The organism is Parvularculales bacterium, from assembly GCA_036881865.1.
Classification (GTDB): Bacteria; Pseudomonadota; Alphaproteobacteria; order JAPOUT01; family JBAJNM01; genus JBAJNM01.
The window spans coordinates 1-13,881 of the sequence record JBAJNM010000058.1; the positions used below are offsets into that span (position 1 = coordinate 1).

Below are 13,881 nucleotides of genomic sequence, written 5' to 3' on the forward strand. Positions count from 1 at the left end.
AGGGCCGCTTGTCTGTATCGCCAATCATCCGTTCGGAGTACTGGACGGGCTTATCATGGGCTATCTTTTATCTCTGCGGCGCGGCAAGGATTTCAAGATTTTTGCTCATGGGGTCTTTCAGCACACGGAAGATGTGGGTGCCTATATTCTGCCGGTCATGTTTGATGAAGATGCCGAGACGGTGCGCAAAAATCTTTCCGTGAGGCGTGAGGCGCTGGACTATCTTAATGATGGAGGGGCTATCGGCATTTTTCCCAGCGGTCAGGTTGCTACGTCGTTAAAACCTTTCGGAGACGCCATAGACAGGCAGTGGGGGGTCTATACGGGGCGGCTTGTCATGCGCTCCAGGGCAACGGTCGTGCCTATTTATTTTGCCGGTCAGAACAGCCGCCTGTTTCAGCTGATGGCACGCGTTAATGATCTTGTACGTGTCGGTTTGCTGCTTCGTGAGTTGGCAAAGAGCTATAAAGGGGGTGTTGATCTTGTGATCGGCAAACCGGTTGAGCGCGAAGAGATTGAAAAACGCGAACAGAACCCGAAACTGCTGATGGAATATCTCCGCCGTTGTACGTATTCTCTGGCAACGCCTCCCCTTGATGATCTCAGCTATGGCTGGGATTTTGATAAGGCGTATGGGAAAGGGCGGAATACATGAGCCCGTTTGGTGACTCGCGTTTTGAAGGGGATTTATATACTTTCATAAACATCAGGGTTTGAATGAAAAGGATATTAACAATGAAAAAACTACTCACTATCTGTGCCATCAGTATGGCACTGGCAGGCTGTGCCCGGGAGCGGTCTCCGGCGCATCTTATCAAACCCTATCAGGTGCCGGAGAAACCGGCTGTCAGCGCCATGGATAAAGGCAAGCTTGCTGTTCAGCAGGGCATGTCACAAGCTGAAGTTTCCGAACTGTTTGGCCCGCCACAAAGCGTTTCGGTTAAAACATGCAGGCAGGAGAGTGATAGTAGCGCGGCGCGGGGCCCGGGCGGCACACCCCTGATTGTAGGGGTATGGATTTCCGGTGAGGGATCGTCAGATGAGAAGATGCGGGACGATGCTACTGTTGATGAGTGGCCCTGCACTGTCTGGGAATATGATAAATACAATATAAAGGGGAGCTTTTATTTCACCAAGAATGACCATGATGGAAAATGGCGTCTGGACACTTTTGGCGTTACCGAAAAATAGATATCCGATTAGCTTTATTCCTTTACGTACCGTTTGCGCCCGGTATCCGGAGAACATCTACAATGGATAACGGAACAGAAAAACGGCAGATCAGCATCGCGTAAGCGCCTGACCGCAGGCCGCAAACTGACCTGCCGTTAGTTTCCTGCTAAAACTTTAATTGCAAAGTGGAGAGCTAGTGCCCCAATGATATTCAGCCCCATCGCACCACCATGGTTCATAATCTTCACCTGCATGTGCGTCAGTAGATGTAAAAGCGACGAGTCCGCCAAAAGCGAAGGCCATAAAAAGGGCGATTGAAAGTGTTGTTAGCGTATTCATGAGTTTGTTCCTCTCTTCTACAGTTTCCTGATATATCAAGCGCTAGCTATTTCCGGGCGTACCGGCCACCGGCCGGATACCCCGTCAGACCGGAGAAAACGCGGGAGCACCTGTTTTCTCTTACCGGTCTGACCCGTCAATAATCCCATCATACCCTCTTCCGGACAAATCAACTATCTGTAACGATTACGTGAGAGGGGGGCCCTGTCCGGTCTTTTCCGGTTTTTTATGCCGTTTGCGTACACAAGGCTATAGTTCCCCAATTTAAAGGTTCCGGAACTGAGGACGGGGAACCTTCAGTTTGACCTTCCCACCCCAGGGGATCTTATCAAAACTTTGCATCCAGACTGTGAGTTGCTCATGCAATGCGTGATAATCAGGAGTTCCGAAGTACACCTCTTTGAACCATTTCTTTTTGTTAAGGTGGTTTTCAGTGTCCCTACCATCAAGAAGACTTCTGTGCACGCGGAGATATTCTTCCGGAGTCAAGCCATCATAACCGACAAATTTTGAAGGTCCGAAGAACGGCTTACCACTCTCTTCAAGGACGTAGAAGACACGAAATCTATTGAGCAGTCCTACAAGCTCGGAGTATCTATGCAGGGATTCGTTGAACGTCCTGATAGCATCAAATACGTGTTTAGGTCTTGTGACAAAATTTGGCATCACCGTCTCCAGTGTAGATTCCCTGTTGTAATCCTGATGAAATAAGCAGAAGGCTTGAAGAATGAGGGTGTTGGTGACAGATTTAGTGACTATCGGAGCGTTTGGTGACAGACTCGAGTGATTTTATACAGATAGTACGGGTTTTTATGCTGTTTAGGGTACTAAAGTATATAAGCCCCCAAATTTTACGTACTGTTTGCGCCCGGTGTCCAGAGAACATCATCGGCCCCTTTATTATTGGCATGACGGGCGGCGACAAATAGCAAATCCGACAGACGGTTAATGTAGGCCACGGCAGGCTCGCCTACGGGTTCGTGAGTTGCAAGGGCGGTTATGCGCCGCTCGGCCCGACGTGTCAGGGCGCGGGCCAGATGAAAATGGGCGGCGGCGGGGGTTCCCCCCGGCAACACGAAAGAGCGCAGGGGATTAAGGTCGGCATTGAGCCGGTCAATTTCCTCTTCCAGACGTGTGACCTGAACGGGGGTGATGCGCAGGGCTTTGTCTGTACTTTCACCGTCATTGTCCGGCGGGGCGGGGCGGCATAAATCAGCGCCCAAATCAAACAGATCATTCTGGATGCGGGCCAGCAGACTATCCAGCGTCTCATCGTTGGCCGTATGGAGCCGTACCATGCCGATGGCACTGTTGGCTTCATCTACCGCTCCATAAGCCTCGACCCGCCTATCATGCTTGGGACGACGTTGGCCATCTCCCAGAGCCGTGTCACCTTTATCTCCGGTTTTGGTGTAAATTTTATTGAGGGTTACCACGATGCAACGCTAACGCTAAATACTCTTCTGCCAGTTTGCGATTGCTTCACCGATTTCGTTAGGACTATCTTCCTGAACAAAATGTATGCCCTTAACGGTGACTTCCGTCTGGTTTTTCCACGAGCGGCAAAAATCCCGTTGTACGCCTGTCAAAATGGCACCCGGCTCGGCGTTGATAAACAATTTTGGCATATCCGTTTCGGCCATGAATTTGGCGTAATCCTCAACAATGGCGACGACATCTTCCGGCTCCCCCTCCAGTGGGATCTGGCGGGGCCATGTCAGGGTGGGGCGGCGGCTTTCCCCTTCTTCAGAAAACGGCCGCCGGTAGACGGTCATTTCTTCTTCCGTCAGATCGCGCAAAACAGAGCCGTTCAGGACTCTCTCAACAAAGATATTGTTTTTCAAAATCATCTCCTCTCCCGCCGGAGAGCGAAACGCCTTGAATATATCGCGGGCTGCCTCGCTCCACTCATCCCAGCTAAGAGGACGCACGATGGCCTCCATGTAAGCAATGCCTTTTACGCGGTCCGGATGCCGCCGTGCCCAGTCAAAGCCAAGGGCCGATCCCCAGTCATGAATGACCAGTGTAATGTTGTCGCCCGGGTTCAGCGCTTCAAGGATGCCGTCAAGATACTCGCGGTGCTCTACGAAACGATACCGGTCCGGGCCGGAGGGCGAGAGTTTTTCCGACTCTCCCATGCCGATTAGATCGGGCGCAATACACCGCGCGCTATCTGACAGATGGGGCATGATGTTGCGCCACAGATAGGACGACGTAGGATTGCCGTGTAAAAACACGACAGTCTTATCAGATGTAACGTCTCCTATTTCCACGTATGCCATCTGTTTGCCCTGAACGGAGACATGCTTTTTCGGATGTTCCGCAGAGGAAATTTTTTGATCACTCATAAGTTTAACTCTCCGTGTTTTTTGGGGTTTGTATACTGACTTTATCAGGGAATAAAATAAAGGTAAAAATAATGATTTTCCCGCAGGAGGGGTCATTGCTTGCATGACGTTATTAAACGAATACCTAAATCAAGAGTGTCGTAACCCAGAAGATATCCATATTTCTTCTCCCATGCACCGGACTTCAAATCCTCATCAAGTTTTTTAAGTGAAGGCTCAACGCCATCCATCGACCAAAAACATGACATGGCTTTACGCACCGAAAGATCAAGATAGGCCTCAGGACGTCGCCAATAAGCTCCTACGAACCCGTCACCGCAGTCATGAGGGACAGGAACAACATCAATAGAAACCGGGCCCATCAGTTTTTCGTATGCACTGAATGGAAAGTGTTTATCAAAATTCGAAGGTGTTCTTTGCGGAAAGTAATCGTCAAACCAAAAAGCGCCTTTCGAAGGGTCAAATGTCAATAAAACCACAGGTCCCTTTGAAACACGGCGCATTTCAGCAAGACCTTTAGCCGGATCAGACCAGTGATGCACCGTAAAGACCGCCATTGAGGCGTCAAACTGATCATCTTCAAAGGGCAAGTCCTCCGCATATCCCTGCATTACTTTTGTCTTGCCGGGTTTGCGCTGGGAGATCATTTCTGCGGAAGGTTCGATGGCGGTAACGCACCGGTCATGCGGTTCATAAGACCCTGTGCCGGCACCCACATTTAAAACCGTTTCGGCAGTTCCCAGTGCTTTCCATATAGTCTTTTCAATACGACTATCGGCCTTTCTGAAATCGGAATAATTTGTACCGATTTTGTCATATTTTGCGTCCATATTTCGCTTACCTGATTGTTGCTATCCGGTACATTAAGCACTTTTTCAGTCACCCGGCATCCGGTTAAGAACAGGAGCTCTCTTAATAGCAAATGGTGGTGCAAAAATTGATTTTAAGTTTTTATATATTAAAGCGTCAAAAGAGTGAATATTCCCTTGCTGTTACTGAAAAAACGCCTCTTTGGCCACTCATTCTCTAATCTTGGGCAACGGCCAGTTTCTCCGGCGTGGTGGGGATGGAAGCGTCCTCGTTCATCTCCTTGGCCGTTGGCCGGTAACTCCATGGTTTTACCCTAATCTAGGGTTTTTATTCTTTTTCATTGTTGATTTTCCCTTTAACGGTACTGAGCCTCGTTGAGTAGCCAGTAGGCTTTGGTGTTAATAAACACCTTCTCATTCTGTATATAGTCAAAAGGTGTGCGCCCCCATTTGTCCTGCGCTGTCGGGTCTCCTCCATGGTCTAACAACAACTCTACCAACGATGGAGATTTGCTGAATCTAACGGCATCATGAAGGGGTGATCTTCCAAGCACATCCCGAACATCTACATTCGCTCCATGTTTCAGGAGTACCTCTATCTCTTCTTTGTTTGATCTACTATAAACTCTCGCCGCAACATGCAGGGGCGTTCTTCCGGCAAGATTACGTGCCTCTATGTCTGCGCCATATTCCAGTAACAGTTTGACTTTTTCATAGTTTTCCTCTGCGGCGTTATGCAAAGGTGTTTGGCCAATCCCGTCACGTGCATGTATATCTGCCCCTCTTTCTAGCAATACCCTTACAACTGCTGGTGCTACGGCTTGATAGAGTGGGGTCTCTCCTAAGAAATTATCCTTGGCCTCTATATCTGCACCATTATCCAGAAGCGCCATTATGACTTTCGGGTTGCGTCTGTGGGCAACTGCTATATGCAAAGCGGTTCTATCAAAACTACTAGTGCTGTGGCGGGCTTCCGGGTTGGCCCCATGATTAAGTAGCAGTTTCACCATCTCCAATGGAGTAAAGTGCAGTAACGCAATATGCAAAGGTGTGTAGCCATTCTTGCTACGTGCCTCTATATCAGCCTCGTGTTTCAGCAATACTTCTAAAACCGCCACCTTTGAAGCCACGCGCAGGTGATTGTCTTCTTCCTTTTCATCCCAACTTTGCAGCCCTTCCATATTGAGAAAATTATCAATTTCTGAGCCGGCGCAGAGACCACATGAATTTATGGCTATATGTAGCGGTGTCCAACCAATTTTGTCTCTGTCCTCTATGTTAGCACCAGCTTTGATAGCAGCATCAACATCTTCAGCCGACGCACTAAACATAAAACTCCTATCCAGCAATACATTATCCTCTTGCGCATAAAGAATAGAGGGCAATAGGCCCAGACAGCACACCCAAACGCAGACGATAAGTAACTTCTTCATATCTCTAATCTCATATAGTTATTATTAAGCGACCAAAGGCATCTTTTTGGGTCTTATATACAAAACGTCCTTTATGCGCATTGCTCACAAGCCTTTGTAATGCGCCTGTTTTCGTCACAATCTGCGCATTTTTTACAGTTTTTCTACGAACTGGTAAAATATAACTCTGCCATAATCAGTATAACCGCTACGAACTGCATGATAACCCGCAACCGCATCAGGTTTTGAGAACGACTGGAAGACCCCGCCCGCATCATGTTCCATAACCCTGCCAGTAAAAACACCTAATACAACGAGGAGGGCAATGGATGTTAACAGGGCTTTCCCTCCAGCTTTCACCATTACTAAAAACGGATACGGTCGCGGCCATGCTAAGCGATCTTAACGCTTGAGTCTGCGGCGTCCAGCGCGGACTAAAAGCCGGAGCACGGCTTTTAGTCTGCAAATCCTCTTATAGAGGATTTGTCCGCTTGGACCGGAGATTGTGATTGTTTGTGCTGTTCTTTTAATTCTTGTTCATGAGGCAGACGGTTAATCAGTTCGCCGATCACGTTCCTTGCATGGGAAGCAATCTCGAAAGTGATATTTGGATCAACAACTCTGGTAATATCCTTTCCAAACTCCTCCTGTTTGATTTTATCAATAAAATTTGCGTGGAATTGTTCCCGGCCAACCGGCCCACCCTCATTAATCATATAATGATTAAAAGCCTTCACCAACCGCTCCGGGTCGACGGTTCCTTCATCCAGAACCAACCCTAAATCAAAAAGATCGCGGCCCTTTCGGCGTTGGTAAAGCGCGCGCAATTTCGTGCCCATGAGTTCGTCAACCGTATAGGTGGGGATCTCCACTTTACCGGAGCCAAGCGGTGACGACAAACTGAAGGGCCTTGTGACGGTACCGTACAGGCTGTCATGTTCGCGTGTATTGATTTCGACCTTGAGTGTGGCATCCTCAGAAGGAGCATCGGGCGTTGCCGTGGTCTTGTAATGATATAAAAGTTTATGCCCCCGCTCGCCCCGGTCCCAGTCGGCCTCGCCCAGCCAGGGATCAAGCGCAGACCTTATAACACCAAGGGTTTCTCCTATTCTCTCCCCCTTGAGTTGAACCATGTCTATATCTTCCGAGAAGCGGGCCGGTGTGGCCCGGTGCAGTTTGTTAAAAGCCGTGCCCCCGCGCATAGGATAATTCTCTCTCAGCTTCGGCTGCGAATAGATGTCAAGCATAGCCTTTGAGACAATCAGATCTTTTTCAATCTGGTCATTATCCACCCAAGGAACATGCTCTGCCCATTCGTCAAGATATTCTGGAGATATCAAAAGTCCGGGTCCACAACGTCGTTGATGTTGAGTTGCCAGTCATCGGCATAGTCAGGCAACAGGGGCAGGTCCGGACGCAACCGTGCGACGCAATTTGCGCGTTCGCGGACATAATCCTTAAGTGGACCGGTACGGTCAGCGTGTCCGAGGAACTCCATCAGATATCCGAGGCGCTGCGACCAGCTGACTGGTGCCGTACCGGCAACATCGACGAGCAGATACGGATCGATCTTGCCTCCCATCGCCTTGATGATGTTGGCGACATTGTAGAGGCCGCCCACCTCCAGCCGGTAGCCGACTACGTCAAGCGCGGTTGCCTCGGCACTTGAAGTGCGGTGGACGTTGCTGGTGGTCTCAAACATGCGCACGGGTATATCGGCCAGCCTCTTGCGGACATGAAACTCGACCCGAACCCGGCCACAGCGGATCGGTCGGCGGGGCTTCTCGACCATGACCTGAAAGACCTGTGGTGCCTGATGCGCGGCTCCGTGATATTTGGCTGCGGTGAGCAGGCCGATATAATAGTCAAGGCCGAGGTGCTCCATCAGGCCGGGGATGAAAATGCCGGCTGGCAGGCAGCCTATATTCCGGTATCTCTTTTCTTTAAGGATGACGTTGAAGCCACGCACGGGATGTGCGATCAGTTTCTTTTTCTGCAGACGATAAAGGGCATGGCGGATGCCGTCTCCGGAGACGCCAAGCGCCGCGCGCGCTTCCCCGGTCGTGAAGTACCATCGGCCGGACCGGTTCAGATCATCAATGTATGCTTGGGCATAGGACATAATAGGGCATTGATACACCCTTGTGATGCGTTTTGCAAATCATTACTTTGTGAGGTAGTGACAAGCATCCTATCAACCGGTCCGGTTTGAAGGATAGTTTATGACTGGCTGGCAGTGCTACCCTTCCTTGGAGCAATTCAAAGGGGGAAGGTCATTTCTACGAACTGGTAAAATATAACCCTGCCAGTAAAACTCAGCATAAAACCCTGAATTAATGCTGTCATGAACTCGTCCTGAATTGCAATTTTCCGTCTTGAAGAGAAGACCCTGGAATCTCACTATAGGGATTAAGGCTTTGCGGTGAATATGCAGTGAATAACCTTGACCATGTGCCAAACAGCCCTTATAAATCCAATTATGCGGCGAATATGCGGCGAATAATGTGGTGAATAAGCGGCGAATAATATGTGGGTTCATGAACTGGAAAACTGGACGAACTTCAAATGGGATTCAGAGGCCCTCGCTTCCAAGCTGGCTAATGTACGCTATCGTCAGGGGCTTTTGCTTGGACGTATGGAAGGGCTTGGCTTTGATCTGGAAGAGGTTAGCCTGAATACGCTCACCGATGACGTGGTGAAATCATCTGCTATTGAAGGCGTAAACCTTAATCGTCAAAAAGTCCGCTCCTCTATTGCCCGCAGGTTGGGCATAAATGTTGGCGGGCTTGTTTCCTCCGGCCGCGACGAAGATGGCATTGTCGAGATGATGCTGGATGCTACGCAGAATTTTTCTGAACCACTAACAAAAGAGCGCTTGTGTAACTGGCATGCAACCTTGTTTCCAGACGGGACTAGCGACGGGCAAAAGATTAGGACAGGTGACTGGCGAAAAGAACGAGACGGACCCATGCAGGTTGTTTCCGGTGACTATGGTAAAGAAAGAACTCACTATGTAGCTCCCGACGCCAACCGGCTGGAAGAGGAGATGCAGGAGTTTCTTGAATGGTTTGATAACGACCCTGACATCGATCCGGTTCTGAAGGTTGGGATCGCTCACTATTGGTTTGTAGCCATCCACCCCTTTGAAGACGGGAACGGGCGGATTGGGCGTGCCATTTGTGACATGGCACTGGCTCGCGCAGATGGGACACCGAAACGTTATTTCAGTCTATCATCCCAGATTGAGGCTGAAACACAGCATTACTACAGTCATCTTGATAAGCAGGGTCGCCTCGGCTCTTCGGATCTCACGGGTTGGCTGTCATGGTATCTGGACTGTCTAGAGCGGGCTATTGCCAATGCTGAAAAGACAATTAGCAATGCTCTGTCCAAAGGGGAACTATGGGGCACCATCGATCCGTCAACCGTTAATGAGCGCCAGCAACTCATTATTAACCGCATGCTTGAGAAAAATTTTGTAGGGCATATGAACACCTCCAAATACGCTAAGATGGCCAAATGCTCAAATGATACGGCACTCCGTGATATTAAGGAGTTGAAAGATAGAGGAATCCTCGTTCAAAATCCCGGTGGCGGGCGAAGCACCAGTTATAGGTTACCCGACTGGGAACGTGAAGAAACCAAAACCAGACGGTAAGCGCACAACACTCCTTAAGAGGCCGCACTCACATCCCGAAGATACGGGTGAGTTGCACCCCATTTAATTGGTCCATCCGGAATGTCAGTGAAGATGTTGCCCAAACTGAACCCGGACCGGTCATAAACCAACTTTCAAACCGGACTTGTTGATGGGGGCAAACCAGTCTACGACCCCGAAAATAAATCATGAATACGCTCCCCATAGAAGCGTGTATGGAAGTAAGGTTAACTAATTCGAGTGGGAGAATTGAGTATGAATGGCAACCAGCCAGAAAACGTGATCACCAGCGGCGATATTGATCGGCTTGTCACTAATTTCTATTCCAGGGTGCGCAATAATCCCGATCTCAGCCCGATTTTCAATAAAACTATTGGCACCGATTCACAGGCCTGGAGTGAGCATGAGGCCAAGATTGCCCAGTTTTGGAGAAAAACTTTTAAGCTAGATAGTGATTACTCTGGAAACCCATTCCTGGTTCATCAAAATGTCTCAGGAATTGAACCCGGACATTTTGCAATCTGGTTAGAATTATTCGAGGAATCTGCGTATGCCACAATTGGCAGTAAAAAGGGCTCCATCATCACCTCAATGGCTCATCGTATATCTAAGTCACTGTTGATAGGAATTGAGAGCAACAGAAAAACTTCAAGAGAGTCACCATAGTTGTGATGAATTTCTTCTACGTGGATCGCGGGAAGGGCAGGGCAACTCAATAAAACAGGCACCTGACAATTTAGTCACAAAAACTAATGATTTTGGTGACAGATTCAAATGATTTTTTACAGTTTTTCTACTCATTGAGAAAATATAGCCCTGCCATAATCAGCACAACCGCCACGAATTGCATGATAACCCGCAACCGCATCAGGTTTTGAGAACGACTGGAAGACCCTGACCGCATCATGTTCCATAACCCTGCCAGTAAAACACCTAATACAACGAGGAGGGCAATGGGTATGGCGGCATCATAAAGAAAAGTCATGAGGGTGCGCTTCTTTCGCTAGTTTGTGCCGTCCAGCAGGCGGCGTGCAATAATATGGGCCTGAATCTCGGCGGCACCCTCAAAAATATTGAGAATGCGTGCATCGCATAACAGGCGGGATACGGGATATTCCAGCGCAAACCCGTTGCCGCCGTGAATCTGGACGGCATTGTCCGCTGCACTCCACGCCACCCGTGCGGCCAGAAGTTTGGCCATACCGGCCTCAAGGTCGCACCGCCGTCCGCTATCTTTTTCCCGGGCCGCAAAAAGGGCGATCTGGCGTGCCGCCATAATTTCTGCCGCACCCAGCGCAATCTTGCCGGCAACCCGGGGAAAGGTTGCAATGGGTTTGCCGAACTGATGCCGCTCCCCGGCGTAATCCACGGCGCTCTCAAGGGCCGACACCGCCACCCCTACGGCGCGGGCGGCCGTCTGGATGCGGGCGCTTTCAAATGTGCGCATGAGTTGTTTGAAGCCTTGTCCTTCCACACCGCCCAGCAAATTGTCAGCAGACACCTCAAAGCCGTCAAAAGCGATTTCAAACTCTTTCATGCCCCGGTAGCCCAAAACGCCGATCTCGCTGCCCTCCATGCCTTCCGCGGGGAAGGGGATACTATCGTTACCTTGCGGCTTTTCTGCCAGAAACATGGAAAGGCCCCGGTAACCCTCTTCCGTTGTGCCGGTGCGGGCCAGAAGCGTCATCAGATTGGCACGGGCCGCATGGGTTATCCATGTCTTGTTGCCGGTGACTTTATAATTCTCACCTTCCCGTGTTGCCCGGGTCGTAAGGGCCGCCAGATCGGAACCCGTGTCGGGTTCGGTAAAAACGGCTGTGGGCAGAATGTCGCCGGAGGCAATGGCGGGCAAAAACTTTTGCTGTTGTTCCGGTGTTCCACTGCCAAGAATAAGTTCGGCGGCAATTTCCGAGCGGGTTCCCAGCGAGCCCACTCCGATCCAGCCTCTGGATAATTCCTCCGAGACCACGCACATGCTTTCCTTGCCCAGCCCCAGTCCGCCATGGGCCTCGGGAATGGTAAGGCCAAACACGCCCAGGTCCGCCATGCGCCGAATGACTTCATAGGGAATATACTCATCGGCAAGATGCCAGCCGTGAGCGTGAGGCACGATAGACTCATCGGTAAAACGCCGCATCTCCCGCCCCATAGAATCCAGCGTGTCGTCAAGGCCGGGATCACCAAAGGGATAAGCGGGTGATGCATCTCCAAACCGTGCTGCCAGCGCATACCGCACGGAGGCCGAAGCGCCTTCCCGTATCAACAGGCTGACACTTGGCGTATGAAATTCATGAAGGGCGTCGTCACTTACGCCCATATCGGCAGGGCGGACGATCTCGCCCTGATTCATCGGCAAGCCGCCGGCCATCTGTGCCAGATATTCCCCGAAGGCAACCTGCAACAAAAGGGCTTCGGTCACGCCAAAGCGGTTTTGCTCCTCAAGGCGGCGACCCCATGCCACCATCTGGCGCAAGGCTTCACCATACGTAGCGTACCATGCCATGCCATGAAGGGCGATTTGCTCACGGTCAAGAACATCACCTGAGACAGGCCCATCGCCTACAAACGTTTTTGCTCCCGACCGTGCCGCCGACAGCAAACGCTCCGCCGCCTCAACCCCGCGTCCGGCATGGTCAAGAAGATCCGGCAGACAGGATGCCGTGTCATCCGCATGGCTGGAAACAGGAACAGGCATAATTTTCACACTCTACACTGCCGCCTTCGTCAAGGCAAAATCAGGCAAGAGCGTCAATCTGATCGTCGGTCAAATTACCCGGCACAAGAGTTACGGGAATAGTAAACGCCGCACTTTGTGTCAGAAGGGAAACCAGCGGTCCCGGGTTATCCTTATTTTCTTCTCCAACCGCTAACACAAGAACCGCAATGGTATTGTCCTCTTCAATCAGGGCACGTACCTCTTCCGTCTTGCGGCCTTCACGCACCACCAGTTCGGGCATGGCTCCCGTGATGGCGTTTACGTCTGCCGCGTGACGGTGCAATAAAGCTTCCGCCTCGCCACGGGCTTCTTCTTCCATAATATCCTGCACACCAAGCCAATGCTGAAATCCCTCCGGTTCCAACACCACCAACAACGATACGATGCCATTGGTATGCAAAGCCCGCCGCGCTGCAAAACGAAGAGCCACGTGAGATTCCGGAGTGCCATCTATCACCACCAGAAACTTGCGCGGTGCTTGTGTATCAGATTTTGCGTTCATTTTACTATGCTGCCATCAGAAGCCATCCGGGCACAAGATGGCCGTAATTACCCCAGAAAACCAACATATTTTCGCACCTGCTCCAAAACAGGTCCGGCAATGGCCTGAGCACGTTGAGTGCCATCCTCAAGAACGGCATCAATATGGCCCGTATCGGCCATCAGGCGGGTCATGGTGTCATTGATGGGAGCCAGCACTTCGATGGCACGTTCTGCAAGATCTTCCTTGAAGACAGCAAAGGTTGCGCCTCCAAAGCGGGTGAGGGTCTCTTCTACCGTCTCGTTTGCCAGTGCGGCATAGATATTAACAAGATTAGCCGCTTCCGGGCGTGTTTCAAGGCCGTCGATGCTGTCCGGCAAGGGCTCAGGGTCGGTTTTCGCCTTGCGTATTTTTCGCGCAATATCATCGGCGCTATCGGTCAGGGTAATGCGGGACATGGCAGAGGTGTCGGATTTAGACATTTTTTTGGTGCCGTCGCGCAATGACATCACCCGGGTGGCCGCCCCCATAATGAGCGGCTCCGGCAGAGGAAAGAATTCATCCGCGTTAAAGTCATTATTAAACTTTTGAGCAATATCCCGCGATAACTCCAGATGCTGCTTCTGGTCTTCCCCGACCGGCACATGAGTAGCGCGATAGGCCAGAATATCAGCCGCCATCAACACCGGATATGTATAAAGGCCGACCGAGGCATTCTCCCGGTTAGACCCTGCCTTTTCCTTGAACTGGGTCAGGCGGTTCATCCAGCCGATGCGGGCAACGCAATTCAGGATCCACGCCAGTTCGGCGTGAGCCGCTACCCGGCTCTGGTTGAAGATAATCTGCCGGACGGGGTCAATGCCCGCCGCCAGATATGCCGCCGTGACCTCCCTCGTGTTTTGCGCCAGCAATTCAGGGTCCTGATAGGTCGTAATGGCATGCATA

At 50.7% G+C, this 13,881-nt stretch carries 16 protein-coding genes; 4 read left to right on the top strand and 12 right to left on the bottom strand.

All coding sequences use genetic code 11. The features are described from left to right. Together V6Z81_09715 and V6Z81_09720 are read left to right on the top strand one after the other, a co-directional pair. On the top strand, nt 1-655 hold a 655-nt coding region (locus tag V6Z81_09715), incomplete at its 5' end, for a 1-acyl-sn-glycerol-3-phosphate acyltransferase (protein MEG9862741.1). An 80-nt stretch (nt 656-735) separates the two neighbouring features. Next, nucleotides 736-1,191 carry a hypothetical protein gene (locus V6Z81_09720; protein ID MEG9862742.1) on the top strand — a complete coding sequence of 152 codons (456 nt, stop codon included), beginning with the start codon at nt 736-738 and terminating at the stop codon, nt 1,189-1,191. A 156-nt stretch (nt 1,192-1,347) separates the two neighbouring features. On the opposite strand, the gene V6Z81_09725 is transcribed toward V6Z81_09720, so the two are convergent. The 8 genes from V6Z81_09725 to V6Z81_09760 all read right to left on the bottom strand — a co-directional run bounded on the left by V6Z81_09725 (nt 1,348) and on the right by V6Z81_09760 (nt 8,203). Further along, a complete protein-coding gene (locus V6Z81_09725; GenBank protein ID MEG9862743.1) occupies nt 1,348-1,512 on the bottom strand; it encodes a hypothetical protein in 165 nt (54 codons plus the stop codon). A gap of 264 nt (nt 1,513-1,776) precedes the next feature. Then, nucleotides 1,777-2,178, bottom strand: a complete 402-nt coding sequence (locus V6Z81_09730) for a hypothetical protein (GenBank protein MEG9862744.1) — start codon at nt 2,176-2,178, stop codon at nt 1,777-1,779. 185 nt (nt 2,179-2,363) lie between these two features. After that, entirely contained in the window at nt 2,364-2,948 is a 585-nt protein-coding gene (locus V6Z81_09735) for a cob(I)yrinic acid a,c-diamide adenosyltransferase (GenBank protein MEG9862745.1), read from the bottom strand. A 15-nt stretch (nt 2,949-2,963) separates the two neighbouring features. After that, nucleotides 2,964-3,860 carry a haloalkane dehalogenase gene (locus tag V6Z81_09740; protein ID MEG9862746.1) on the bottom strand — a complete coding sequence of 299 codons (897 nt, stop codon included), beginning with the start codon at nt 3,858-3,860 and terminating at the stop codon, nt 2,964-2,966. Between the two features lie 92 nt (nt 3,861-3,952). Continuing rightward, nucleotides 3,953-4,690: a methyltransferase domain-containing protein gene (locus V6Z81_09745; protein ID MEG9862747.1), complete on the bottom strand. Its 738-nt coding sequence runs from the start codon at nt 4,688-4,690 to the stop codon at nt 3,953-3,955. A gap of 335 nt (nt 4,691-5,025) precedes the next feature. After that, nucleotides 5,026-6,102: an ankyrin repeat domain-containing protein gene (locus V6Z81_09750; protein ID MEG9862748.1), complete on the bottom strand. Its 1,077-nt coding sequence runs from the start codon at nt 6,100-6,102 to the stop codon at nt 5,026-5,028. Between the two features lie 434 nt (nt 6,103-6,536). Beyond that, the gene (locus V6Z81_09755) at nt 6,537-7,421 is read right to left on the bottom strand and encodes a nucleotidyl transferase AbiEii/AbiGii toxin family protein (GenBank protein MEG9862749.1); all 885 of its coding nucleotides are present in this window, start codon (nt 7,419-7,421) and stop codon (nt 6,537-6,539) included. After that, a complete protein-coding gene (locus V6Z81_09760) occupies nt 7,418-8,203 on the bottom strand; it encodes a type IV toxin-antitoxin system AbiEi family antitoxin (GenBank protein MEG9862750.1) in 786 nt (261 codons plus the stop codon). The genes V6Z81_09755 and V6Z81_09760 overlap by 4 nt, the downstream gene beginning before the upstream one ends. A 405-nt stretch (nt 8,204-8,608) precedes the next feature. Here V6Z81_09760 and V6Z81_09765 point away from each other — a divergent pair, with 405 nt between their 5' ends. Together V6Z81_09765 and V6Z81_09770 are read left to right on the top strand one after the other, a co-directional pair. Continuing rightward, the gene (locus V6Z81_09765) at nt 8,609-9,739 is read left to right on the top strand and encodes a Fic family protein (GenBank protein ID MEG9862751.1); all 1,131 of its coding nucleotides are present in this window, start codon (nt 8,609-8,611) and stop codon (nt 9,737-9,739) included. 255 nt (nt 9,740-9,994) lie between these two features. Beyond that, the gene (locus V6Z81_09770; GenBank protein MEG9862752.1) at nt 9,995-10,405 is read left to right on the top strand and encodes a group III truncated hemoglobin; all 411 of its coding nucleotides are present in this window, start codon (nt 9,995-9,997) and stop codon (nt 10,403-10,405) included. Between the two features lie 127 nt (nt 10,406-10,532). Here V6Z81_09770 and V6Z81_09775 read toward each other — a convergent pair whose 3' ends face one another. From V6Z81_09775 to trpS, 4 genes are all read right to left on the bottom strand, one after another. Further along, nucleotides 10,533-10,724 carry a twin transmembrane helix small protein gene (locus V6Z81_09775; GenBank protein MEG9862753.1) on the bottom strand — a complete coding sequence of 64 codons (192 nt, stop codon included), beginning with the start codon at nt 10,722-10,724 and terminating at the stop codon, nt 10,533-10,535. Nucleotides 10,725-10,742: 18 nt separating this feature from the next. Further along, complete coding sequence (locus V6Z81_09780; protein ID MEG9862754.1) at nt 10,743-12,434, bottom strand: acyl-CoA dehydrogenase family protein; 1,692 nt, start codon at nt 12,432-12,434, stop codon at nt 10,743-10,745. A 40-nt stretch (nt 12,435-12,474) separates the two neighbouring features. Beyond that, entirely contained in the window at nt 12,475-12,957 is a 483-nt protein-coding gene (locus tag V6Z81_09785) for a universal stress protein (GenBank protein ID MEG9862755.1), read from the bottom strand. Between the two features lie 47 nt (nt 12,958-13,004). Further along, nucleotides 13,005-13,881 (bottom strand): tryptophan--tRNA ligase (gene trpS, locus V6Z81_09790; GenBank protein ID MEG9862756.1); only part of this gene is annotated, 877 nt, incomplete at its 5' end.